The following is a 24486-nucleotide window of genomic DNA, read 5'->3' as shown; positions in this document are numbered from 1 at the left end:
TATATTCTATGTAACATGATCTTTTTTAGTGATGATGATTAATTAAAAGAAGAAAAACTGGAAAAATCACAAAAAAAAAGCCTATCATGGGCTGACAGGCAAAGACTACACACAGCAATATATATTACTTCGTTCATCCCAGCCTATGGCGTTTATAGACTGGGGTAGCAATTCACTGGGAAACATTTGTTTCGATGTAAAGAATACTAATTTAATAAATGAGTTTATTCATTAAGAATCCTCTTAATAAATAGAGCTTGGAAAAGAAACTTTGGAAAAATAACCTTTTTGCAACAATTTTCCGGTGATTTTTATTTCTTTTGAAAAATGAATTTATTTTTTAGATAGGACTTGGAAGATATATTCATCGCAATGATAATTGCGTGAGAAAATAATACTCTCACGCAGTTATTTGATTATTTGACGTGCTTCTTGCTGAAATGTTTTTCAGTATCTGCCTTATTACTTTCAGGTTTAGGGACTTCATTCATCCATGCCAACAGTAGGCTGTAAGAAATTGCCAGCACAACAGGGCCAATAAATAACCCGATTACACCCAAAGAAAGTATGCCGCCGATTACACCAGTAAGAATTAAAACCATCGGTAAGTCAGCACCAAGACGAATAAGGAAGGGGCGAAGCACACCATCCATTGTCGTCAGAATCAGGCTCCAGATAACTAAAATGGTTCCCCATGTTGTTTCTCCTGTCCAATAAAGCCATGCGATAGACGGAATGAGGATGAGCAGAGGCCCAAGCTGGGCAACACAACATACAAACATCAGCACTGTTAATATCATTGGATAGGGAATGCCGGCAATGGCTAGCCCAATTCCACCCGCGATGGCTTGAACCAATGCGGTGACAACCACACCAAGGGCAACGGCGCGAATGGATTGTGCTGCCAGTAGTACGACTGCATCACCACGTTTATCTGCCAGCCGGATAGCGAAATGGCGAATACTGAGCATAACCTGTTCACCTTTCCAATACAGTAATACGCTGAACATCACCATCAGTGCCAGATGGAAAAGGAAGCGGCCTGCATTAGCGGCTTGAGTAAAAAACCATGTTGCTGTTTTACCGATATAAGGCGGGATTTTGTTGAGAAGCAGGTTACTGCCATCAGCAATGAGAGCTTGCCATTTAAGATATAAATCATTTCCAACGACAGGTATTCGGCTGAGCCACTCCAATTGTGGCAGGTGAAAAGCAGAGGGGGATTTTGCCCATGCAATCAATGGTGCACTGTTTTCCACCAAGTTGCTGACAAGTAATGCGATCGGAATAACGAACAATAAGACTAATAGTAACGTCATTATGGAAACGGCGATCCAGCGCTTTCCCCATAATCGTTGTTGCAGTTTTTCCAACAAGGGCCAAGTTGCGATAACTACCATTCCTGACCAAATGAATCCCAAAATGAAAGGGCTTAAGACCCAAAAACTGGTTGTAATGAGCAATAAGATGAAAAATAGAGCGAATAACAGTTTGGGCAGATCTTGGTATGATTGCGATTTTTCCATGAAATAATTTCTCTTGGCAATTGAAAATACTGTTGGCAGTAACAATGGTAATTAAATATAACGTTATTTCATAGGTTGCTCAAAATAGATAAATATTGTGATATGGTTAAAAACCTGCCTCTCAGGCAAGTGTCTGAGTTACGCTACCCTGGATAGTATATAAATAGAACGCAATGTTGATACTAAATGCTAATGAGAAAAGGGGCAACTAGCCAATGATCCCACGTATATCACAAGCCCCCCATGTCAGTGATCTGGCACAGGACTATTTGACTGCATTGAAAGAAGCTGGTTTTACTGGAGACACAGCCAGTAATTACGCCGATAGACTGACTATGGCGACAGATAACAGTATTTACCAATTGTTGCCGCAAGCTGTTGTATTCCCGCGCTCCAGTGCCGATGTTGCATTATTGGCAAGGATAGCAGGAGAAGAACGCTTTCAAACGCTGACATTTACCCCACGAGGTGGGGGAACTGGAACGAATGGGCAATCACTTAACAATGGTATTGTGGTGGATATGTCCCGGCACATGAACCGTATTCTGGAAATTAATCCAGAACAGGGATGGGTCAAAGTCGAAGCCGGTGTTATCAAAGATCAACTCAATCAATATCTGAAACCATTTGGTTACTTTTTTTCTCCTGAACTCTCAACCAGTAATCGCGCCACTTTGGGCGGCATGATCAATACAGATGCTTCCGGCCAAGGATCGTTGGTTTATGGTAAAACCTCTGATCATGTTCTGGGTGTGCGTGCTGTTTTATTGGGAGGGGAAATGTTTGATACCCGACCTATGAATACGGCATTGGCGGAATCGATTGCTCAGGAAGAGACTATCATTGGGGGTATTTATAAAACGGTATTGGAGCGTTGTCGTGAGCAAAGGAAGTTAATTCTTGAGAAGTTCCCGAAGCTCAATCGGTTCCTCACAGGATACGATTTACGCCATGTGTTCAGCGATGATATGCAGACGTTTGACCTAACCCGTATTTTGACCGGCTCTGAAGGCACACTGGCTTTTATTACAGAGGCTACGTTGGATATTACTCCACTGCCAAAAGTCAGGCGGTTGGTGAATGTTAAATATGACTCTTTCGATTCTGCCCTGCGTAATGCCCCTTTTATGGTAGAAGCAAAAGCACTTTCAGTTGAAACTGTTGACTCTAAAGTGCTCAATCTGGCGCGTGAAGATATCATCTGGCACTCAGTAAAAGAATTAATTACTGATGTGCCTGATAAGGATATGCAGGGGCTGAATATTGTTGAGTTCAGTGGTAATGACGAGCAGCAAATTGACCAATTGGTTCACGATCTTTGCTTGCGCCTTGATGAATTGATGGCAAAAAATCAAGCGGGCATCATTGGCTATCAAACATGCCATGACTTGATGGATATTGAACGCATTTATGCTATGCGGAAAAAATCCGTTGGGTTACTTGGTAACAGTAAGGGCGCAGCCAAGCCAATTCCATTTGTCGAAGATACTTGCGTTCCACCGCAACACCTTGCTGATTATATTGTCGAGTTTCGTCAGTTGCTGGATAGCCACAAACTGAATTATGGCATGTTTGGACATGTAGACGCAGGTGTTTTGCATGTGCGCCCTGCGCTGGATATGTGTGATCCTCAACAAGAAATTCTGATGAAACAGATTTCTGATGAAATTGTTCATTTGACAGCAAAATATGGCGGTTTGTTATGGGGTGAACATGGTAAGGGATTTCGTGCGGAATACAGCCCGGCTTTTTTTGGCGAAGCCTTGTATGATGAATTGCGTCGGATTAAAGCGGTATTTGATCCACTTAATCGCCTGAATCCGGGAAAAATTTGCCCACCAATTGGCATTGATTCCCCAATGATGAAAGTTGATGCAGCCAAACGAGGAACTTATGACCGTACAATCCCTGTCAATGTGAGGACGGCATTTCGTGGAGCGATGGAATGTAATGGCAATGGCTTGTGCTTCAATTTTGATGTTAAAAGCCCCATGTGCCCTTCAATGAAAATTAGTCAGCATCGCATACATTCTCCTAAAGGGAGGGCAACGCTTGTCAGGGAGTGGTTGCGGCTTTTGACGGAGCAGGGTGTTGAGCCTAATTTATTGGAGCAGGGATTTGAGCAGACGCGCCCCAGTTTACGGGGATTGATTGAAAAAACGCGCCATAGCTGGAAAGCCTGGCGAGGAGAATATGATTTTTCACATGAAGTAAAAGAAGCAATGTCAGGTTGTTTAGCCTGTAAGGCTTGTTCAACACAATGCCCGATCAAGATTGATGTTCCTTCGTTCCGTTCGCGTTTTTTGGAACTTTATCACGGTCGTTACCTGCGTCCTTTGCGTGATCATATTGTTGCGAACGTTGAACACAGTACGCCGTTGATGGCAAAAGCACCCCGGCTGTTCAACTTTTTCCTGAAACAGCCGTGGGTACAGAAAATCAGCCAAAATACTATTGGTATGGTTGATCTGCCGTTACTTTCCTATCCGACATTGCAACAACAGCTTGCAGGTCATTATGCTGCCAGAACGACGTTGGAACAGTTAGAAAGTCTATCGCCATCTCAGCGTGATCAACATGTGTTGATTGTCCAGGATCCCTTTACGAGTTATCACGATGCGAAAGTGGTGACTGATTTTGTGCAATTGGTGGAAAAATTAGGATATAAACCCGTATTGTTACCATTTTCCCCGAACGGGAAAGCGCAGCATGTCAAAGGGTTTTTGAGCCGATTTGCCAAAACGGCGGAAAAAACAGCTGATTTTCTTAATCGAGTGGCGCGTCTGAATATTTCTATGGTGGGAGTCGACCCGGCTTTAGTATTGTGTTATCGAGATGAATATCAAGATATTCTTGGTGAGCGACGGGGTAATTTTCAGGTTCAATTAGTCCATGAGTGGCTAATCAATAACCTTCCGGGAAAAATGTCATCAGAGAAGTGTGATAGCTTAATATCCAGCCAGAATTGGTATTTACTGGGGCACTGTACAGAAGTGACGGCATTGCCGAATAGCGGTAAACAGTGGGGAGATATTTTCCGTCATTTTGGTCATCGATTGAATAATGTCAGTGTAGGGTGCTGTGGTATGGCAGGCACATACGGACATGAAAAGAAAAATCTGGATAACTCGATTGGCATCTACAAACTTTCATGGGCTCCGGCACTGAAAAATCTCTCTTTAGAGCACTGTCTGAGTACAGGGTATTCATGCCGCAGTCAGGTGAAACGTCAGGAAGGAAAACAACTTAAACATCCATTACAAGCCTTATTGGAGATAATAACGTGATTTGGAAACGTAATATAGATGTGAATATGCTGAATCAATTTATTGATGAGAGCATGGTAAGACATGTAGGAATCGAGTTTACCCAGATTGGCGATGATTTTATTGAAGGAATAATGCCTGTCGATCAACGAACTAAACAGCCGTTTGGTATTCTGCATGGCGGGGCCTCGGTGGTATTGGCCGAAACACTTGGTTCGTTCGCGGGTTATCTTTGCTCAGAAGGTGAACAGCAAGTGGTAGGGGTAGAAATCAATGCCAACCATCTTAAATCTGTTCGTGAAGGCGTAGTTAAAGGCGTTTGTAAACCGATCCATCTGGGGCGTTCACATCAGGTTTGGCAGATTGATATCTATAATGATAAACAACAATTGTGTTGTACATCCCGCCTGACAACCGCGGTTTTATCTTAGCTTTATTATTCAATCGATTATTGCGTTTTTGTTCCTGTCAGTACTTGGCTGGCGGGAACAACCTGATATATTTTTGCCGTGAATGGGATAGAATAGTCTCGCAAAGTAGTCTATTAATTAACCAATAACATTCAAGTATCAGTTCAGGAAGCATGTTATGAAACGATTTTTAACTTTTATCGGCATCTTCTTGGTTGCCATATTATCGTTAGGGGGATTGGCTAATATTGCTTATGCTCTCGAATACCCATTGCCTCCTGCTAATAGCCGTTTGATTGGTAAAAACTCGACTTATGTTGTGCCCGATGATGGGCTTCCACTGGAATCCATTGCAACTAAATACGAAATAGGCTTACTGGCAATGTTGGAAGCTAATCCTGGTGTCGATCCGTATTTACCGAAAGCTGGTACGGAACTCATTATTCCATCACAGATGTTGCTTCCAGATACACCTCGCCAGGGGATTATCATTAATCTGGCTGAATTGAGGCTCTATTATTTCCCCAGTGGAGCAAACCATGTCATCGTATATCCTATCGGTATAGGCCAGCTTGGGCGTAATACACCAACTATGACGACGTCAGTCAGCCAATTGATCAAACATCCAACATGGACACCAACTGCCAATATCCGCAAAGATTATGCAAGCCGGGGAATCATTTTACCTACTGTGATACCTGCGGGTCCGGATAATCCAATGGGTGATTTTGCCTTACGTTTAGCGGCTGGACGTGGTGAATATCTAATTCACGGGACAAATGCGAATTTTGGTATTGGTATGCGTGTCAGTTCGGGATGTATTCGCTTAAGGCCCGACGATATTGAAAATTTGTTCCGCATTATTCCACGGGGAACGCGAGTTCAGATCATTAATGAGCCTATTAAATACGCTGTGGAGCCAAATGGTAAGCGCTATGTGGAAGTTCACCAGCCACTTTCTAAACAAGAGACAGATGATCCACAGACATTGCCAATCCCGCGTTCTGAAGGATTGATGAAATTCATTGCTGATAGTAAAACAGACGAACTTCTTGTTGATCAAGCGATAATCCGCCGTTCAGGAATGCCGGTAGAGGTGAATATAGGGCAGGTTGCAAATAGTCAAAAAGATCCGGAAATTTCAAGGCCGATTGAAAATGGTGGAATAACTATTTCTGAAATTAAACCCGCTAAAACCCCTCGATTACGCCAGCCAGGGCCTATTTATCAACCTGAAACCTGAGTCTTTAATGATATGGGGAGAAGGGGGAGTCATTTTTGTTTAATAAATGGGAACTGGAAAAGAGAAATGGCGTACATTGTAGTACGCCATTTTTGTTATTTGCTACAAGCTTATTTCTTGTATGAACGAACTTGGTTATTAAGGCGTTGATTCGCTCGAGCTGCTTCGTCTTTGGCTGATTGTACATCAGAACGAATAGAACTAAGGTCATTGCTCAGCTGGTCAACTTTAGAACCGAGAGTTTGAACCTGCGAAGCAAGTTGCTCGACTTTAGTCGCGCTTGAACAACCTGCTAACAGAGTAGAAGCCAGTATTACTGCACCAAGTACAACTTTAGTACGATTCATTACAATACCCTCTAGATTAAGTTAATCTCCAAGTAGCCATCTAAGTATTACACAAACTATTTTAGAAAGAGAATAAATTTTTTCTACACAGAAAAATTCTACCGTTCTTTATCTCAAAATAAGCCAATAATTTTTGGACATCGACAATAAAATGGTCGTCGAATAGATGATTTAACCAGAAACGTCTTAATTGTTGCGTGATGTGCATACCATTTTTACAGTTTTGACATAATCAATGAGAGCACAAATTGTCTATTTAGTTATTTTAATGGTGGAGAAGTAATTAAACCAAATATCAATAAAGTAATGCAACTTATTGTTATATGGTGGATGTTGGTCTTAAATATAAATGAGTAAAAACAGTAAAGTATTTCTGTATTGAACGTCACTATAGAAGGCTATCGAATAAATTATGGTTTATTTCAACTTTGGAAAGATGTTCAATGCAACTGTATATAGATTGTAAAGTTCACCAAGATAATGGTATGCCATGGAAATATAAAAAGCCCAATTTAGTTTAATACCAATATGGGCTTTAATTATGATTAGCTGTGCTGCCTAACCTCAGGCAGCACGATGTTCATGATTAAAAAGTACAGTCTTAAAGCACATGAACAGAAGAAGTGTTTGTTGTGCCACTTGGTACCAATGCGCCAGATACCATGACAACGATATCGCCTTTATTTGCCATACCACTCGCCAAAGCAGCTTCTTTACCAATGCGGTAGAAATCATCAGTAGAAGCGATTTCTTTTACAATCTGCGTGGAAACACCCTTGACCAATAGTAATTGGCGCGCAGTGATTTCATTGGTGGTCAAAGCAAGAATCTGTGCATTAGGAAAATATTTGCGAATAGATCTTGCAGATTTACCACCATAGGTTGCTACAACGATTAACGGTGCTGCCAGTTTTTCTGCAATTTCAACAGCACCACGGCTGACTGCCTCAGTAACGCGCAGTTTCTGAATCTTGGCATTTTCAATACGGCTGTTCATGACACGATCTGTACGTTCACAGATAGTTGCCATGATGGAAACCGCCTCAACAGGATATTTTCCTTTAGCGCTTTCACCGGAAAGCATAACTGCATCAGTGCCATCTAAAATAGCATTGGCAACATCGCCTGCTTCAGCACGGGTAGGGCGTGGGTTTTTGATCATGGAATCCAGCATTTGAGTTGCGGTGATAACAACTTTACGAGCTGCATTACATTTTTCGATCATCATCTTCTGAGCGAAGATAACTTCTTCAACTGGGATTTCGACACCTAAATCACCGCGAGCAACCATGATACCGTCTGAGGCTTCGAGAATTTCGTCGAAGTTATTCAAGCCTTCCTGGTTTTCAATCTTAGAAATAATTTGGATATGTTCGCCAGCGTGGGCTTTCAGGTGCTCACGAATTTCCAGAACATCGGAGCGCTTACGAATGAAAGATGCAGCGATGAAATCTACACCTTGCTCACAACCGAATACCAGATCTTGTTTATCTTTTTCTGCCAATGCAGGCAGGTTAATGGAAACATTCGGCAGGTTAACGCCTTTATTTTCGCCCAAATCACCATTGTTCAATACTTCACAGATAACTTCAGTTTCAGTGACATTTTTGACTGTCATGGCGATCAAACCATCATCAACCAATATGGTATTGCCTGATGTCAAATCTGCTGGCAGCCCCGCATAAGTCACTGCAACGCGATCTTGATTGCCGATGAGGGATTTATCTGTCGTAAAGGTAAAAATCTGGCCTGCGGTAAGAGAGACATCTTTGCCTCCTTCCAGCTTCATGGTACGTATTTCAGGGCCTTTGGTATCCAGTAGGATTGCTGCTTTTTTGCCAGTTTTCGCTGTGACCGCGCGAATATTTTTAATGCGTTGACCATGCTCTGCGTAATCACCGTGAGAAAAATTCAAACGCATTACATTCATGCCTGCATTGAGCAGTTCGGTCAATTTCTCTTCGGATTCTGTTTTTGGCCCGATAGTACAAACAATTTTGGTTTTTTTCATGACAATCTATCTACTGGTTTTAATGGATTAAAAGAGTGAATCGCCAACCATTGACATTTATGCCAACATCATCTGGCGTTGTAAGTTGCGCAACATAATGGAAAACGGATAGCAGAAAGCGTCAAATGGTTTTTTAGCATGAAGTCAAGCATGTGCAGACATGCGGACTTGGTTCGATTAATCATCTGTAATTTTTTCTGAATTCGGTAAATTAATTAGCTGAAACCATTCAACTCATGACAGGAGCGTATTATAGAGACTAATTTCTGTGAAATGAATCAAAAAAACGGTTCTTGAAAAGATTTATATACAGAAAAGCAGAAATATTCTGGTTCATGTTAAAAAAATCAGTGAGTTGTTGCGCAAACAGGGTGTAGTTGAATTTTGGGTGTGCAGAATAGGTTGGGGAACAATTGGTCCATTTTATGGAATAAAGAGTGACAACAATCGAATAGGATAAAAATTAGAATTATTTTTGGGAATAGTGAGATAAGATTTGGTGCGTCCGAGTGGACTCGAACCACCGACCCCCACCATGTCAAGGTGGTGCTCTAACCAACTGAGCTACGGACGCACATAAAACTGTTTTCTATGTCAACCTGATATTTGGTGCGTCCGAGTGGACTCGAACCACCGACCCCCACCATGTCAAGGTGGTGCTCTAACCAACTGAGCTACGGACGCAATCTAAATTACCGTGACTGACAACGGGGACGAATATTAACGGGCACTGAGCTTTCTGGCAAGGGAAAAAATGCAAATTCTTGTCCAATTGCTCGTATTTACATCTCTTAGCATGAATTTACAGCTTTTCCCTTGGGTTAATAACTTAATGTGCTGAATTAACGAGAGGATCGTAGCAAAACAGAGTGGACAGATTGTTTTTGTGTCCACAGAATTCGGTAACCCATCATAAACGCCGCTGCCGTCAAGCCGATAATGAAACCGATCCAGAAACCTTTTGGCCCCATCGGTTCAGTAACATAATCAGTTAACGCCAGAACATATCCGCTAGGTAATCCTAACAGCCAATAAGCAATGAAAGTGATAAAGAAGATCGAACGTGTATCTTTATATCCACGCAATACGCCTGAGCCAATGACCTGAACGGCATCAGAAAGTTGATAAATGGCCGCAAACAGCATCAAGTGGGAGGCAAGGATGACAACTTCAGGATTATCGTTATACATAAATGCAATTCGTTCGCGGAACAGTACCGTGAAAGTTGCCGTCATAACAGCCAGGATTAAACCAACAATAAGACTGGTATAAGCGGATATTTTCGCACCTTCAGTTGATTTCTGACCAAGGTTATGACCAACCCGAATAGTTGCAGCGATCCCCAATGACAGCGGGAACATAAACATCATGGAGCTGAAATTGAGCGATATCTGGTGTCCGGCAACCGCGACGACGCCAAGCGGAGAAACCAACAATGAAACAACTGCAAAAAGTGTTACCTCAAAGAACATGGCCAGTGCGATAGGCAAGCCGAGCAGTGCAATTCGTTTTTGGGTATGCCATTCAGGGCCTGAAAAATTGTTAAATGTTTGAATATCTTTTTGAGCAGGGGAATGCTTTATATATGCAAGCAACAGAAGGAACATAACCCAGTAGACCGTTGCTGTTGCAACACCACAACCTACACCGCCCAATTCTGGTGCGCCAAATTTGCCGTAAATGAAAATATAATTGATGGGGATATTAACCAGTAACCCGGCAATACCAATTATCATTGCAGGTTTGGTTTTCGACAACCCTTCACATTGGCCGCGTAATACCTGATAAAACAAGTAACCAGGCGCACCCCACATAATGGCATGGATAAAATCTGTGGCTTTTTGCGCCAATACAGGATCGACGTTATGTTGTGCTTCTATAATAAAGCGGCTGTTATACAATACCGCGATAATTAAGACAGAAAGGAAAGCTGCAAGCCAGAATCCTTGTTGGATCTGAGAAGCAATATTTTTTCTGTGACCAGAGCCATTCATGTGTGCCACGATTGGTGTTAAGGCAAGCAATAGACCTTGGCCAAACAGGATAGTTGGCAGCCAAATTGATGTTCCAACGGCAACTGCTGACATTTCAACAGCCCCAGCTTTACCTGCCATGACTGTATCGACAAAACCCATTGCAGTTTGTGAAAATTGGGCAATGATTACGGGAATTCCCAGAGCGAGCAAACTACGCGCTTCATTTAAATACTTCTGCACGTACTACACCTTTTTTGATTAAAAATTAAGAAGGAAAACAAAGAATATGTCTGCGAGCAAACGATGTTAGTGGAAAATGTATCGCTTATAAGCTTTCCTATTGTATAGGACTCATTTTATTAAGCCAATCATTGCACGATGTTTGTACTTAATAAATTAAACTATATTTGGTGGATTCAACTAAAACTACACTCAACCAAACTAGTGTTTAAAAGTGATGAGTGGGTTAAACTAGCTTTTGCAATGTAAAATGATTAAAGAGGTTCCCATGTTTACAGGTATCGTTCAGGGAAAAGCGCCGATAGTTGCCATTGATGAAAAAATGCACTTTCGGACCCATGTTGTTAAATTTCCGGCTGAATTATTACCCGGAATTGAAACGGGAGCTTCTGTTTCCCATAACGGCTGTTGTTTAACTGTAACCAAGATCGATGGCGATTTAATTAGCTTTGATTTAATGAAAGAAACCCTGCGTTTAACTAACCTTGGTGAACTTAACGTCGGTGATTTAGTTAATTTGGAGAGGGCAGCTAAATTTGGCGATGAAATTGGCGGGCATTTGATGTCTGGTCATATTATTACGACAGCAGAAATTGCCAAGATCTTCACTTCAGAAAATAATCATGAAATTTGGTTTCGGATCCACGATAAGCAATTGATGAAATATATCCTGCATAAAGGTTTTATCGGCATCGATGGAATTAGTCTGACAATAGGAGACGTTGTGAATAACCGTTTCTGTGTCCACTTGATCCCAGAAACTTTGGAGCGCACGACACTAGGTAAAAAACGCCTTGGTCAAAAGATCAACATTGAGATTGATCCACAAACTCAAGCGATTGTAGATACCGTTGAACGAGTGATGGCACAGAAAGAACAGGAAAGATTGTTGTCACAAACTGAAGAACAATAAATATTATCAAGTTGTGGTAAACGTTTTTGTGGCGAAGCCCTGAATTAAACATGAAAGCTACAGAAATGTAATTTCTGTAGCTTCTCAAACCCGAGCGATGAAGTAAATTCCTATCTGGGTACTCTCAAACCTTTTTCAATACCTTGCGGGCTAAATACGATTTGCCAGAGTTGAATATCCCTCGCACGGAATGCACCTGCACAGGCATTCAAGTAATAGCAGAACATCCGTTTGAAACGCGGACTGTAGTTATGTTCTATTTCGTGCCAGCTTGCAGTAAAGCGCTTATACCATTCCATAAGTGTCAGGTCATAATCTGCGCCAAAATTGTGCCAATCTTCCATGACAAACTTTCCATTAGTTGCTTTGGCTATTTTTGAAATCGATGGTAAGCAACCGTTGGGGAAGATATATTTGGCGATCCATGCATCGGTGCCAGATTTATTAATATTAGAACCAATAGTATGGAGAAGAAACAGACCATCAGGTTTCAGGTTCTGTTTCACTATCTGGAAATAATTGTCATAATTTTTGGGGCCAACGTGCTCAAACATGCCAACGGAAACAATGCGATCAAACTGAAGGTTAAGGTTTCGGTAATCTTCAAGGATAATTTTTACATCTAGATCCTTGCAATGCTCCTGAGCATATTTTTGTTGTTCAGCTGAAATTGTTACTCCAGTGACAGATACCCCATAATTTTCTGCAGCATAGGCGGCCAAACCACCCCATCCACAACCGATATCTAATAAAGTCATGCCTGGAGCTAGTTGTAGTTTCTCACAAATAAGACGGAGTTTATTGGATTGAGCTTCTTCCAGGGTATTGGCATCTTTCCAGTAACCACAGGAGTATTGCATATAAGGATCAAGAATTCGGGTAAACAAGTCATTACCTAAATTATAGTGTTCCTTACCGACAATCCAGGCTCGTTTTGGCGATTGTAAATTAAATATACGAGAGATGATTATCTGCAAAATATCTTTAGTATTTTTTGGGATACGACGTTCCAAACCAGCCCGTAATATTTTATGAAAGAAAATATCAAGGCGATCACATTCCCACCAGCCATCCATATAACTTTCACCCAGTCCCAAAGAGCCTTCTTTCAATACTCGCTTATAAAAATCAGGATTTTTAATGCGTATATCGAAGGGGCGTTTGCCATTGATATCAATATCAGCTTCTTGAAGCAATTCATGGGCGATTCTATGCCAGGAATCCGTTATTGTTTTTTTATCTTCAACGAAAGATGAACTCATATACTCTCCAACATTTGTGTGATGGAATTTTGAGGTACCGTTTTGTAGCTGATCTTTATTATGTTAAAGCCATAAAGGCTATTAGAAATAATATAGATATTAAATTAAAATATTGCCTATCTACCCTGAAATTAAGAAGAGCGTCAATGCCCTGTAAAACCTCAAATTCCGAGTTTTTAGAATAATGAATAGGTATGAGTATATGAGTGAAATGGTATTTAAACAATCATCTAAAGGTCACATAATGCTGTAACCTTTAGATAATAATGTTCTTAATTATTATTTTTTTGAGAAATTGTTTAATTTATGTTTAGTGGTTTTTTTCCGCATTTTTCTTTTGTAGCCAATAACCTATTGCCATTGGAACAACAGTAAGAGCCATAACTGTTGTTGTAGACAAGAGAGGATATTTCATAAATATAGAAACAAATGAACTCGCAACAAAGCAAAGACCCAATTGAAGGGCATTTTGCAATGCAGCAGCTTTTCCGCTGTTCTTAGGATAGACCGAGAGAGCTTTTGCCACGGCAATAGGGTAGGAGGCTCCATTCATTGCGGCCATAAAACAAAAAGGAGCAAGAATAGCCATAAATGAAGGTTCACTTAATACGGAAATCAAATAAATAATGATCATGCTTACAGCATAACCCATCAATAGAAACGGGAGTACTGTCTCACTTTTCACTTTTTCCAGCAAGATACGGCAACCATAACCGCCAATCATAAATGCCAGCGTTTGAGGAATATAACTAAGACCAATATTGGTAGGATCATAACCCATATTATTCAAAATTATGGGTGAGCCAGTCAGCCAGGCAAAAAAACCAGCACTGCAAGAAGCATAAATCAATACGTTTCCACTAAAAACAGGGGATTTCAGTAACGTAAGGAAAGAAACAGTCTTCTTATCCGTGGTTACTTCAATGTTATTAAGCTTATTGGTCAGGCAAAGTGTTGGTATTAATAGTAAGAAAGTTACTATCATTAAAACAAAGAAAATGATTCTCCAACCATCATGGGTCAATAACCATGCGCCTAATAAAGGAGCGAGGGCGGGAGAAAGAGCAACCAACGGCATGATCATAGCAAAAACGCGTTTGGCGTGCTCTGTATCATATCTATCGACGACCAGTGCCTGCCAGGAAACCGCAGCAGAACAGACGCCAACTGCTTGAATAAATCTCAATACCAGCAATTGTGTGGCATCCGTTACCCAGAGCATACCTAAACAGCTAATGGAAAACAGAGATAGTCCGATAATAAGAACAGGTTTTCTGCCCAAACGATCAGATAATTGTCCCCATAAAAGCTGTGCAAAGGCAAAGCCGGCAAGAAAAATGCTAAGACTCGCACTAATGGCGTTTTCTGATGTGCCTAATTCTGCTTTCATTGCATCAAAAGCAGGTAGATACATATCGATAGCCAAATAGCCGAGCATACTCAGGCCGGCGAGATAAAACATGAATGAAATTGAGTTTTTATTTGTTGTCATAATATTAATAAGTGATGTTAATAAATAGTGTTAATAACTTGACGTGGTAGTTGATAAGGAGATACCCAGCTTATTTTATATGGCATGATTTTTACTTGTGAAACGGTAATATTTGCACCATGTTGTGAAAAAATTTGAAAGGAATATATATGTGGTCTGAATACTCTCTGGAAGTTGTTGATGCTGTTGCCAGAACAGGAAGTTTTAGCGCTGCCGCATCAGAGCTTCATCGTGTACCTTCCGCTGTCAGCTATACGATAAAACAACTTGAAGAATGGCTGGCAGTACCTTTATTTGAACGTCGTCATCGTGATGTGGATTTAACTGAGGCGGGAGTTATTTTTGTCAAGGAGGCTAGATCTGTTATCAAAAAAATGAATCACACCCGGCGCCAGTGCCAGCAAGTGGCTAATGGATGGCGGGGACAATTCAGTATTGCGGTTGATCAAGTTGTAAAGCCGGAGCGAACACTTCAGTTGATTTTGGATTTTTACCGCCATTTTCCAGATATTGAATTGTTTATCTATCCTGAAGTTTTTAATGGTGTATGGGATGCTCTTGTAGATGAGAGGGTGGATGTTGCCATTGGGGCGACACGTGCCTCTCCTGTCGGTGAGCGATATAGCTTTAGGGATATGGGATTCATGCCCTGGTTGTGTGTCGCCAGCCCTGAACATGAACTGGCTGCAATATCGGGAAAACTGAACGATGATCAAATTCGGCTTTATTCCAGTTTGTGTCTTGAAGACACTTCGCGCAGTTTACCTAAACGCGATACATGGGCTCTAGATAACCAACGACGATTGGTTGTTCCTGATTGGGATGCCGGATTGAGTTGCCTGATGGATGGGCTGTGTGTCGGAATGGTGCCCAAGCATCGTGCGCTGCCGTTGATCCGCAAAGGAAAGCTGATTGTACTGGAACTTGAACAACCACTGCCTGACAGCCCATGTTGCTTAACATGGTCAGAAGAGTGTCATTCACCAGCATTAAGTTGGTTACTTAGTTATCTTGGAGATAGTGAAACACTTAATGCTGAGTGGTTGCAGGAAAATTAACGACTAACGGCGATAATCGATAAAAGGTCCATCCGCCACGGAGCGGCGCTCAACGAGACGCGGATGGACTTCGATAGTTTGTGCATCTTCACGTTTATTAACGATTCTATCCAATAGCATTGAAAAAGCCATTTGCCCCAAACGTTCTTTGGGCTGGTGGATGGTTGTTAATGCTGGTGTAAAATAACGGGCATTACGAATATTGTCATAACCGATGATAGAAATGTCTTGCGGAACGCGTAATCCTAATTCATCGGCTGCGCAAATTGCGCCCATTGCCATAACATCACCACCACAAAAAACAGCAGTTGGGCGATGCTTTTGATTCAGGATCTTACACATGGCCTGATAACCGGATTCAGGCTCAAAATCGCCTTGTACAATCCACTCGTCCCGAATAATAATATTGGCTTCTTTCAGCGCCTTGAGAAAACCTTGGTGACGTCCGCCTCCGGTGTTTCTTGCCAATGGCCCCGGAATGGAGGCAATATCACGATGGCCGCGTTCAATAAGGTAACGACCCGCCAAATAACCGCCATGAAAGGCATTATCAATAATTGCATCAGTAAAATCCCCTCTGGATTCTCCCCAATCCATAACCACCATGGGAATATTGCGATAATCTTCTAACATACCTAAAAGTTGTTCAGGATATTCTGAACACATTACCAGCAAACCATCTACGCGTTTTTGCGCCAACATTGCGAGATAAGCTTTCTGCTTATCAAGATTGTTATGAGAATTACATAAAATCAGCGTGTAGCCTTTGCTATAGCAGCTATTTTCAACAGATTCTATGATTTCAGCGAAATAAGGGGCTTCACTTGATGTTGCCAATAATCCGATGGATTTGGTGTGGTTAACTTTCAAGCTGCGAGCAACGGCGCTGGGAGAATAATTCAGCTCCTTAATCGCAGCCCAAACTGCAGCCTTTGTATCTTCGGCGACGAAGCGGGTTTTATTGATAACATGGGATACGGTTGTAGTCGAAACACCAGAGCGTTTAGCCACATCTTTAATCGTTGCCATGATAGAAAGGACTCCTGACCTTATGGTCTAAATTTATCTACCCTTCATTCTTCAAGCTGCCACATGATTGATTGCTCTAACTTGTGTCACTTTGCAACCTGAAATCTATTGGATATAGATATTTGTTAAGCGTTTGCCAATATATTTATATATAGAGTGATGGTTGGCAATAATTTAGCGATAAACCTTGAATTTTGTCTGATCTAGCTCAAAAGTGAAAGTAATAATCGATGTTATAAAGAGTATGGTTCAAGGATTATAGTCTAGTTTTTTTAGATAATACGATAAATAACCATCTAAAGCTTATGGTATTGAGATATCTTAATTTTCACATTGAGGATAGTCTATGGATACAGATCTGAAGTTGGGATTATTGGCTGCCAGCAGTGCATTAATCATGATTGTTTTTCTGGGAAGCCTTTGCCTTATCTGATCGAGTTCGAGAAAAAGAATTGAGGTATAACATCACTTGTTCTAAGGGTAGGTGCACCTGTTCATAATGTGGTGAGTAGGTGCACTTACCCTTGTTATGTCAAACGGGGACGAGAATTAATCTTATTAAGCCAGATTTTCTTCAACAAATTTCCAGTTGACTAAAGCCCAGAAGTGCTCCAGATATTGAGGACGCGCATTGCGGTAATCGATGTAATATGCGTGTTCCCAGACATCAACTGTCAGTACTGGCTTATCTTCGCCTGTCAGTGGGGTTGCTGCGTTAGAAGTATTAACGATAGCGAGGCTACCGTCGGTTTTCTTGACCAGCCATGTCCAGCCAGAACCAAAGTTTTTCAGGGCAGAGTCAGTAAACTGCTGTTTGAACTCAGCAAAAGAACCGAAAGCACTGTTGATAGCATCTGCTACTTTTCCGGTTGGTTCGCCACCACCATTTGGTGACAGGCTATGCCAGTAGAAAGTATGGTTCCAGACTTGAGCTGCGTTATTGAAAATGCCGCCTTCAGATGTTTTGATGATTTCTTCCAGGGATTTTCCGGCAAACTCGGTCTCTTTAATCAGATTATTCAGATTCACAACATAAGCGTTGTGATGTTTGCCGTAATGATATTCCAGAGTTTCTGCAGAAATGTGTGGTTCCAGGGCATCTTTGGCATAAGGTAATGCTGGTAATTCAAAAGACATTGCATGCTCCTTTTTTAATATCGGGTTTTTGGCTCTGTAAACCATGACTTAGATACTGAATCATGGGCAGAGCAAATCTAAGCTTATTATCATGTTGCTGTTTTGATAATTATCTTAACAACTTTTTTGCTAAATAACAGAGGAAAAGATGTTACTTAGCTGCGAACTGGCGTAGAACTGAGCTATAACATGAACTTAATGCGGCTAATTGGAATAAAAATACCTGAAGAATACTTGCTGTAAATCATGGCAAAATTTTGGCATGGAAAGTTCGCGGTAGAAAAATCAGAGTAGAAAGTGGTATTCTGAATCAAACTTTTCTGATGCTGATGAATAGCACTTGCAGTTTAAGGAAGCAAAAATGACGACTATGAATACAAACACTAACACCGTTACTAATACAACAACTGAAGAAACCATTGAAAAAATCAAACGCCAAATTAGTGAGAATCCAATCCTGCTGTACATGAAAGGTTCTCCTAAATTGCCGAGCTGTGGATTCTCTGCACAGGCAATTCAGGCGTTATCTGCCTGCGGTGAGCGCTTTGCTTATGTGGATATTCTGCAAAACCCAGATATTCGTGCTGAATTGCCTAAATATGCGCATTGGCCAACGTTTCCTCAGTTGTGGATTGATGGTGAACTGGTTGGCGGTTGTGACATTCTTGTTGAGATGTACCAGCGCGGTGAATTACAGGCTTTAATCAAAGAAACTGCTGACAAATACCGTGAACAAGAATAAATAAAATGAATAATTCATCGGAATGATGAATTATTTCTGTAGCCCCATACCATAATAGGTATGGGGCTTAATGTATTAGAGTTAATGTACCAGAATTAATATATTAGGACTCATTATCAGCAGTATCTGCGGAAGGTAATGGCCAGCCACCAAGCCGTTTCCAGCGGTTAACGAGTTCACAGAAAAGCAGGGCAGTTCGATCGGTATCATAGAGAGCGCTGTGTGCTTGATTACTGTCAAACGGTATTTCCGCAGTAATGCAAGCTTTGGCAAGGATCGTCTGACCAAGAACCAACCCACTGAGGGCCGCGGTATCAAATGTCGCGAATGGATGGAATGGATTGCGCTTTAACCCGGAACGCTCTGCGGCTGCCATAACAAAATTATGATCAAAATTGGCGTTATGGGCGACCATAATTGCACGGTTACAATTAGTGTCTTTCATACCCTTGCGGATCATTTTGAAAATAGCATGCAATGCAGTGTATTCGCTGACTGCTCCTCTCAAGGGATTTGTGGGGTCAATGCCTGTGAATGCCAGAGCAGCAGGATCAAGGTTAGCACCTTCAAAAGGGTCAATATGGAAATGCAGTGCATCAGCGGGCATCAGCCAGCCTTCCTCATCCATTTTTAAAGTGATTGCAGCAATTTCAAGTAAAGCGTCTGTACGCGCATTAAAGCCACCGGTTTCGACATCAATGACGATAGGATAGTAGCCGCGAAAGCGCCCGCTTAGCATGTTTTGATCGTTTTTATTAGGCATCTGATTTTTAGTTCTTAACTTCAGGATTCTGTTTTTAAATCTGGAATAGGACGTATTATGACAAAATTTGCTATGTCTTGCAGAAGTAATATTTATCCAATGGAAAGGATATACTTAATAGATTTCAAGATGCGGAGTGATTATAAAAGAAGGGATCCCTGAGAGTATAGTGAACTATGTGGCAGGAGCGAGTGCAGCCAACAAGGCTGCAACTCAAAATTTATCGTGCTAATTAGTTTCCTAATGCACTACTCGCGCTTGTATTTTCAATAAGCTCGATCTTATAGCCATCGGGATCTTCAACAAAAGCAATAACAGTTGTTCCGCCTTTGACAGGCCCTGCTTCGCGGATTACATTCCCGCCAGCGAGCTTAATACGCTCACAGGTTGCCGCAACGTCATCAACACCTAACGCAATGTGTCCAAATGCAGTTCCCATTTCGTAGTTTTCAACTCCCCAATTATAGGTTAGCTCAATAACTGCGCCTTGGCTCTCGTCGGTATAACCAACAAATGCAAGGGAATATTTGTACTCTGGATTTTCACTAGTGCGAAGTAAACGCATGCCCATTATTTGAGTATAGAAATTAATCGAGCGCTGCATGTCGCCAACACGGATCATAGTATGGAGTAAACGCATGATTACCTCTTGATATTTATAGTTTTATTTCGAAACATAGCTTTATCGAAAAACTTTGCTCACTCATTGGATATGTCTGGTTAACTATAACTAGATTTTAATGCATTATAAATCAAATAATTGCTTGTTTAAGGGGTGCTATTGGGGGGCCATATTGGCAGCACCCAGCGGCTATTAATAATATCTTATTTAGTTCGTTTTTTCCTTTCTTTTAATACATTGCATTCTTTCCTGTTCTTTTGCAGCCAGCTCTCTTTGTCTATCAATATATACTGCCAGATTATTCATGCCGGCGGATTTCTGACCAGACTGCAAATATGCTGTCACATCACTACAATCTAAGGCGGATTCAGAATAATAAAACCCCCTTATGAGTAGGTGACGTTAAGGGGGCAGCCATTTAGTTATATGATGAGAAATATATCTGGCTTTATGGATCACCGAATTACATATTTAAAATTCACCTTTTCCCGGCACACTTTTGCATTGCTTTAGCGTGGTAGGTAATATGATTCTCAATGAAACTGGCAATAAAGTAGTAGCTGTGGTCATATCCTGCATGGAAGTTGATGGTCACTGGGTAACTTATTTCATCGCAAACAGTCTGTAGTAATTCAGGACGTAACTGCTCCTCAAGGAAATCATCATTGAGTCCTTGATCAATCAAAATTGGGAGCTGTTTTTTTGCGTTCTTAATCAATTCTACAGAGTCATATTGTTTCCATTCAGACTTGTTTTCACCAAGATAGTTGGAAAATGCTTTTATACCCCATGGAATTTGACTGGGAGCAACAATGGGTGAAAATGCCGATACGCTGCAATAATGGTCAGGGTTTTTCAGGGCAATCACCATTGCGCCGTGGCCTCCCATGGAATGACCGCTGATCGACCGTATATCCGTTACCTCAAAGTTTGCCTCAATCAGTTCAGGCAATTCCGAAACAACATAATCGTACATACGATAATGTGAAGACCAGGGTTGTTTTAAAGCATTGAGATAAAACCCTGCGCCTTTTCCAAGATCATAAGCAGGGGCATCAGCGACATCGTTACCTCGTGGACTGGTATCTGGAGCCACAATAACAATACCATGCTCAGCCGCGTAACGTTGAGCGCCTGCTTTTGTGATGAAATTTTGTTCGGTGCAAGTTAATCCAGAAAGCCAGTACAGTACAGGCAATTTTCTTTCTCTAATCTGGGGAGGCAGGAAAACTGAAAAACGCATCTGGCAACCCAAAACCTTTGATTTGTGTTGATAGACAGCCTGCCATCCACCAAAACAGGCGTGATGTTCGATTCTTTCCATTACCTTTCTCTCTAAGATTAATCGTTGTGGTAATTCTTTGGTTTTGTCAGATACCGTGTTGTCAACTAACACGGTTTTCTGCTTATGGTCACTATTTAAAATCAATAGAAATCAGTAGTGAATAACTGTGCGGATAGATTTACCTTCATGCATCAGGTCGAAAGCCTCATTAATGTCTTCCAGAGGCATCGTGTGGGTTACGAAAGGTGCAAGCTCTATTTCACCTTTCATGGCGTCTTCCACCATTCCTGGCAATTGGCTGCGTCCTTTCACTCCACCGAAAGCAGTACCTTTCCATGTACGTCCCGTAACAAGCTGAAACGGACGAGTAGAGATTTCCTGCCCAGCGCCGGCTACACCAATGATTACGGATTGCCCCCATCCACGGTGCGCACTTTCGAGTGCGGCACGCATTACGTTGACGTTACCAATACATTCGAAAGTATGATCAACACCCCATTTTGTCATATCCAGAATGACTTGTTGAACGGGTTTGTCATAATCATTTGGGTTAATGCATTCAGTGGCACCAAACTGTTTGGCCAATTCGAATTTGGCCGGATTTGTGTCAATGGCAATAATGCGCCCGGCCTTCGCTTGGCGAGCGCCTTGGATGACGGCAAGTCCAATTCCACCAAGTCCGAAAACGGCGACAGAATCTCCGGGTTGCACTTTGGCTGTATTATGTACCGCACCGATTCCGGTAGTAACACCACAACCTAGCAGACAAACATGTTCATGATTTGCTGCTGGATTGATTTTTGCCAGTGAGACTTCAGCTACGACAGTATATTCACTGAATGTGGAACATCCCATGTAATGATAGATAGGTTGCCCATTGTAAGAAAAACGAGTGGTGCCATCCGGCATAAGGCCTTTACCCTGAGTATCACGCACTGAGATACAAAGGTTAGTTTTACCAGACTGGCAGAATTCACATTCACCACACTCCGCTGTATATAATGGAATAACATGGTCGCCCGGTTTTACACTTGTGACACCTTCACCAACTTCGACGACGATACCTGCTCCTTCATGCCCCAGAACAACGGGAAATATCCCTTCAGGATCACTTCCTGAGAGAGTAAACGCGTCAGTATGGCAAACACCTGTATGGCTGATTTGTATCATTACTTCACCCGCTTTCGGGGGAGCAACATCAATTTCGATAATTTCGAGTGGTTTGTTTGGCCCAAAGGCGACGGCAGCACGTGATTTCATATAATCCCTCTTTTTGTTGACGGTATTTTTCTGTTAACGACATTATAGGTAATTGCAATATAGATAATTGCAATTTTCTGAAAGATAAGAAGATATTTATCCTCTTTATCAGGAATGCAACTAAGAGTCTATCCCCGTAGTTTTTTGATACTGCTATTTGTTCATTTTCTTGGATGACGATTGATTTTGTAGTTGTATCACAAAATGAATAACAGGTGATTAGGCAAATTTCACGGGAAATAGAGGATGGGATTTTTCATCAAAACGATCATTAGAATTAAACAAACACATTTTTAGAGAAAATCACCGCCAATGCTTTGGCGGTGACTATATGTTGACTGAGCTTTATAGCAATTCAAATGCCCGTGTAATAACAGCATCGGAATAGGGTTGCTGACCATTTTCCATCTGAATGATAGCCTTAACCAGTTTGCTCATTATATTGACATTTTCTACATCTATCACAACACTGCTGGGCACGCCGACCACTTTACATACATAGGCAATGTAAGCTTCGGTATTATTTTCATTTGGTGGTGCCCAGCGGGAAATAATCTGGCGAATAGTATTCAATCCATACTTGCGCTCGTAATTGCGCAGAATTTTCAGTATCGCCCGGATACCGTATTCAGGTGCCACAAACTGGCAAAATGATTTATCTGTCTGTATCTCGCGTAAACCCTGCCATTTATCACCGTGGCGAATATTACCTGGGTTATGGTTACGAATCCCTCTTGTCATTATTTATCTCCTAAACGTTTGTTGATGGCCCGGTTCGCAAATTCTCGTATTTTTTCCACACCAATAAAGCCAACGGCACCGCCGAGAGCGGGTGAAACACTGCTTGGAATACCAAATAGTTCTAATCCACTGGAAAACCCCCACGACAGCGCTCCGCATAGTAGCGGTTCGACCCAGCGATTTTTCCGCTCCACACCGTCATAAATCAGCCGGCCATAGCAAATCATGATGGCCAAAATAGAGCCTGATATCTGTGGCCATGCATTCTTCAGACCGTTTAGTAAGTCGGCCCATAAATCAGGATGTTCTTTCATTCTTAGTCCTATAATTTAATGATGGAAGTCACAGCCGCAGGCGCTTTTAACCAATTCAATCCAGAAAAATAAGGTGCAATAATCCTCAATCGGGATTGGTTTTTAGTGTCTGCTTAATGACGCCCCGTACTCTTCCATAGTAACGTCAGTAAAGAAAATCCACATTGTTATGCTATTGTGCTCTGCCTCTTACTAAATTAACGCTATGATTGAGTGAGCTGTATGAGTAGGAATTGACTATTACTATAAGAGCCAAATTTAATAAGCATCCTAGGATGCAAGGGAGGGTTATTTCATTGACATGGTGATATTCAATAAAATAATTAAAAGAAAATAAATTTTAAATAGAATCGCTTATCAGGTTGTTTTGTTCATTAACAACTTTACCGCCTTTCAACTCCATATCAGTGCTTGTAATACAAAGTCGTGAGTAACGAATAGAGAATATTATCGAGATTGTTTTTCCTTTGGTTTACTGAAGGGTTAAAAAATGGATGCTTAACGGGTTGATTATACAAAAAATAAATTAAAGCAATAAAAAATAATCAAAAAACTAATTACGATTAAATATTAACACAACAGTTATTAACTGTTTTTCCTGATATTTCAATATTGATAGCTTTGACTTTGTATAGCAAAGCTAATTTCCATGCCATGACCAAAATTGCACAAATCAAAATAGACACTATATTGATCAGTGTGATTTTAAGCATGAAAATTTATATTTAAGTAAATAGTTAACTAAAGTGATTACGTTAATGGAGTTTATATTATGGCTCACTCAGTACCGTTAAAAATGCTTTTTATACAGCATTAACAGAATGAAAACCATCCAATTCCCTGATTGTA

Annotated in this window: 20 protein-coding genes and 2 tRNA genes; 6 read left to right on the top strand and 16 right to left on the bottom strand. The window is 41.2% G+C overall.

Going from position 1 to position 24486, the window contains the following annotated elements; all coding sequences use genetic code 11:
• Positions 1-416: 416 nt before the first annotated feature.
• Entirely contained in the window at positions 417-1526 is a 1110-nt protein-coding gene (gene ydiK / locus AB204_RS15850; protein WP_047964346.1) for an AI-2E family transporter YdiK, read from the bottom strand.
• 215 nt (positions 1527-1741) lie between these two features.
• Between ydiK and ydiJ the strand changes: the two genes are divergently transcribed.
• From ydiJ to AB204_RS15835, 3 genes are all read left to right on the top strand, one after another.
• Complete coding sequence (gene ydiJ, locus AB204_RS15845) at positions 1742-4813, top strand: D-2-hydroxyglutarate dehydrogenase YdiJ (protein WP_047964345.1); 3072 nt, start codon at positions 1742-1744, stop codon at positions 4811-4813.
• Positions 4810-5223, top strand: coding sequence for a hotdog fold thioesterase (locus AB204_RS15840; RefSeq protein WP_047964344.1), 414 nt, complete (start codon positions 4810-4812; stop codon positions 5221-5223). Before ydiJ ends, AB204_RS15840 begins: the two co-directional genes overlap by 4 nt.
• 157 nt (positions 5224-5380) lie before the next feature.
• On the top strand, positions 5381-6445 hold the full coding sequence (locus AB204_RS15835; RefSeq protein WP_047964343.1) for a L,D-transpeptidase family protein: 1065 nt from the start codon (positions 5381-5383) through the stop codon (positions 6443-6445).
• A gap of 110 nt (positions 6446-6555) precedes the next feature.
• On the opposite strand, the gene AB204_RS15830 is transcribed toward AB204_RS15835, so the two are convergent.
• The 5 genes from AB204_RS15830 to AB204_RS15810 form a co-directional block, all read right to left on the bottom strand.
• A complete protein-coding gene (locus AB204_RS15830; RefSeq protein WP_047964342.1) occupies positions 6556-6792 on the bottom strand; it encodes a major outer membrane lipoprotein in 237 nt (78 codons plus the stop codon).
• Between the two features lie 601 nt (positions 6793-7393).
• Positions 7394-8803: a pyruvate kinase PykF gene (gene pykF / locus AB204_RS15825; protein ID WP_047964341.1), complete on the bottom strand. Its 1410-nt coding sequence runs from the start codon at positions 8801-8803 to the stop codon at positions 7394-7396.
• 497 nt (positions 8804-9300) lie between these two features.
• Positions 9301-9377, bottom strand: a tRNA-Val gene (locus tag AB204_RS15820).
• Positions 9378-9410: 33 nt separating this feature from the next.
• A tRNA-Val gene (locus tag AB204_RS15815) sits at positions 9411-9487 on the bottom strand.
• Between the two features lie 158 nt (positions 9488-9645).
• Entirely contained in the window at positions 9646-11019 is a 1374-nt protein-coding gene (locus AB204_RS15810) for an MATE family efflux transporter (RefSeq protein ID WP_047964340.1), read from the bottom strand.
• A 268-nt stretch (positions 11020-11287) separates the two neighbouring features.
• Here AB204_RS15810 and AB204_RS15805 point away from each other — a divergent pair, with 268 nt between their 5' ends.
• A complete protein-coding gene (locus AB204_RS15805; RefSeq protein WP_047964339.1) occupies positions 11288-11932 on the top strand; it encodes a riboflavin synthase in 645 nt (214 codons plus the stop codon).
• A gap of 110 nt (positions 11933-12042) precedes the next feature.
• Here the strand turns inward: AB204_RS15805 and cfa are convergent, their stop codons facing one another.
• The gene (gene cfa / locus AB204_RS15800) at positions 12043-13194 is read right to left on the bottom strand and encodes a cyclopropane fatty acyl phospholipid synthase (protein ID WP_047964338.1); all 1152 of its coding nucleotides are present in this window, start codon (positions 13192-13194) and stop codon (positions 12043-12045) included.
• 310 nt (positions 13195-13504) lie between these two features.
• Positions 13505-14686, bottom strand: coding sequence for a purine nucleoside transporter PunC (gene punC, locus AB204_RS15795; protein WP_047964337.1), 1182 nt, complete (start codon positions 14684-14686; stop codon positions 13505-13507).
• Between the two features lie 149 nt (positions 14687-14835).
• Here punC and punR point away from each other — a divergent pair, with 149 nt between their 5' ends.
• Entirely contained in the window at positions 14836-15744 is a 909-nt protein-coding gene (gene punR, locus AB204_RS15790; RefSeq protein ID WP_047964336.1) for a DNA-binding transcriptional activator PunR, read from the top strand.
• A gap of 3 nt (positions 15745-15747) precedes the next feature.
• Here the strand turns inward: punR and purR are convergent, their stop codons facing one another.
• Positions 15748-16773 carry an HTH-type transcriptional repressor PurR gene (gene purR / locus AB204_RS15785; protein WP_047964335.1) on the bottom strand — a complete coding sequence of 342 codons (1026 nt, stop codon included), beginning with the start codon at positions 16771-16773 and terminating at the stop codon, positions 15748-15750.
• A 558-nt stretch (positions 16774-17331) separates the two neighbouring features.
• Entirely contained in the window at positions 17332-17910 is a 579-nt protein-coding gene (sodB, locus tag AB204_RS15780; protein WP_047964334.1) for a superoxide dismutase [Fe], read from the bottom strand.
• Positions 17911-18271: 361 nt separating this feature from the next.
• On the opposite strand from sodB, the gene AB204_RS15775 reads away from it, so the two are divergent.
• On the top strand, positions 18272-18652 hold the full coding sequence (locus AB204_RS15775; RefSeq protein WP_047964333.1) for a Grx4 family monothiol glutaredoxin: 381 nt from the start codon (positions 18272-18274) through the stop codon (positions 18650-18652).
• A gap of 103 nt (positions 18653-18755) precedes the next feature.
• On the opposite strand, the gene rnt is transcribed toward AB204_RS15775, so the two are convergent.
• The 6 genes from rnt to AB204_RS15745 all read right to left on the bottom strand — a co-directional run bounded on the left by rnt (position 18756) and on the right by AB204_RS15745 (position 23637).
• A complete protein-coding gene (gene rnt, locus AB204_RS15770) occupies positions 18756-19415 on the bottom strand; it encodes a ribonuclease T (RefSeq protein WP_047964332.1) in 660 nt (219 codons plus the stop codon).
• Positions 19416-19647: 232 nt separating this feature from the next.
• Positions 19648-20055, bottom strand: coding sequence for a lactoylglutathione lyase (gloA, locus tag AB204_RS15765; protein ID WP_047964331.1), 408 nt, complete (start codon positions 20053-20055; stop codon positions 19648-19650).
• A 460-nt stretch (positions 20056-20515) separates the two neighbouring features.
• Complete coding sequence (fghA, locus tag AB204_RS15760; protein WP_047964330.1) at positions 20516-21361, bottom strand: S-formylglutathione hydrolase; 846 nt, start codon at positions 21359-21361, stop codon at positions 20516-20518.
• Between the two features lie 111 nt (positions 21362-21472).
• A complete protein-coding gene (locus AB204_RS15755) occupies positions 21473-22582 on the bottom strand; it encodes an S-(hydroxymethyl)glutathione dehydrogenase/class III alcohol dehydrogenase (protein WP_047964329.1) in 1110 nt (369 codons plus the stop codon).
• Positions 22583-22927: 345 nt separating this feature from the next.
• Positions 22928-23323, bottom strand: coding sequence for a structural protein (locus AB204_RS15750; RefSeq protein WP_047964328.1), 396 nt, complete (start codon positions 23321-23323; stop codon positions 22928-22930).
• Complete coding sequence (locus AB204_RS15745; RefSeq protein ID WP_047964327.1) at positions 23323-23637, bottom strand: phage holin, lambda family; 315 nt, start codon at positions 23635-23637, stop codon at positions 23323-23325. Before AB204_RS15745 ends, AB204_RS15750 begins: the two co-directional genes overlap by 1 nt.
• Positions 23638-24486 lie beyond the last annotated feature (849 nt).

This window comes from Xenorhabdus khoisanae (assembly GCF_001037465.1).
GTDB classification, from domain to species: domain Bacteria; phylum Pseudomonadota; class Gammaproteobacteria; order Enterobacterales; family Enterobacteriaceae; genus Xenorhabdus; species Xenorhabdus khoisanae.
The sequence above is the reverse complement of the archived record's forward strand: the minus strand, read 5'-3'. Positions and strand labels throughout refer to the sequence as shown.

Excerpts from the sequence above, each read along its gene's own strand:
- fghA (WP_047964330.1), bottom strand. The coding sequence starts at position 21,361 with ATGGAAAGAATCGAACATCACGCCTGTTTTGGTGGATGGCAGGCTGTC.
- ydiK (WP_047964346.1), bottom strand. The coding sequence starts at position 1,526 with ATGGAAAAATCGCAATCATACCAAGATCTGCCCAAACTGTTATTCGCT.
- AB204_RS15745 (WP_047964327.1), bottom strand. The coding sequence starts at position 23,637 with ATGAAAGAACATCCTGATTTATGGGCCGACTTACTAAACGGTCTGAAG.
- AB204_RS15750 (WP_047964328.1), bottom strand. The coding sequence starts at position 23,323 with ATGACAAGAGGGATTCGTAACCATAACCCAGGTAATATTCGCCACGGT.
- AB204_RS15775 (WP_047964333.1), top strand. The coding sequence starts at position 18,272 with ATGACGACTATGAATACAAACACTAACACCGTTACTAATACAACAACT.
- purR (WP_047964335.1), bottom strand. The coding sequence starts at position 16,773 with ATGGCAACGATTAAAGATGTGGCTAAACGCTCTGGTGTTTCGACTACA.
- cfa (WP_047964338.1), bottom strand. The coding sequence starts at position 13,194 with ATGAGTTCATCTTTCGTTGAAGATAAAAAAACAATAACGGATTCCTGG.
- sodB (WP_047964334.1), bottom strand. The coding sequence starts at position 17,910 with ATGTCTTTTGAATTACCAGCATTACCTTATGCCAAAGATGCCCTGGAA.
- AB204_RS15805 (WP_047964339.1), top strand. The coding sequence starts at position 11,288 with ATGTTTACAGGTATCGTTCAGGGAAAAGCGCCGATAGTTGCCATTGAT.
- pykF (WP_047964341.1), bottom strand. The coding sequence starts at position 8,803 with ATGAAAAAAACCAAAATTGTTTGTACTATCGGGCCAAAAACAGAATCC.
- ydiJ (WP_047964345.1), top strand. The coding sequence starts at position 1,742 with ATGATCCCACGTATATCACAAGCCCCCCATGTCAGTGATCTGGCACAG.
- AB204_RS15830 (WP_047964342.1), bottom strand. The coding sequence starts at position 6,792 with ATGAATCGTACTAAAGTTGTACTTGGTGCAGTAATACTGGCTTCTACT.
- punC (WP_047964337.1), bottom strand. The coding sequence starts at position 14,686 with ATGACAACAAATAAAAACTCAATTTCATTCATGTTTTATCTCGCCGGC.
- AB204_RS15835 (WP_047964343.1), top strand. The coding sequence starts at position 5,381 with ATGAAACGATTTTTAACTTTTATCGGCATCTTCTTGGTTGCCATATTA.
- rnt (WP_047964332.1), bottom strand. The coding sequence starts at position 19,415 with ATGCCTAATAAAAACGATCAAAACATGCTAAGCGGGCGCTTTCGCGGC.
- punR (WP_047964336.1), top strand. The coding sequence starts at position 14,836 with ATGTGGTCTGAATACTCTCTGGAAGTTGTTGATGCTGTTGCCAGAACA.
- AB204_RS15755 (WP_047964329.1), bottom strand. The coding sequence starts at position 22,582 with ATGAAATCACGTGCTGCCGTCGCCTTTGGGCCAAACAAACCACTCGAA.
- gloA (WP_047964331.1), bottom strand. The coding sequence starts at position 20,055 with ATGCGTTTACTCCATACTATGATCCGTGTTGGCGACATGCAGCGCTCG.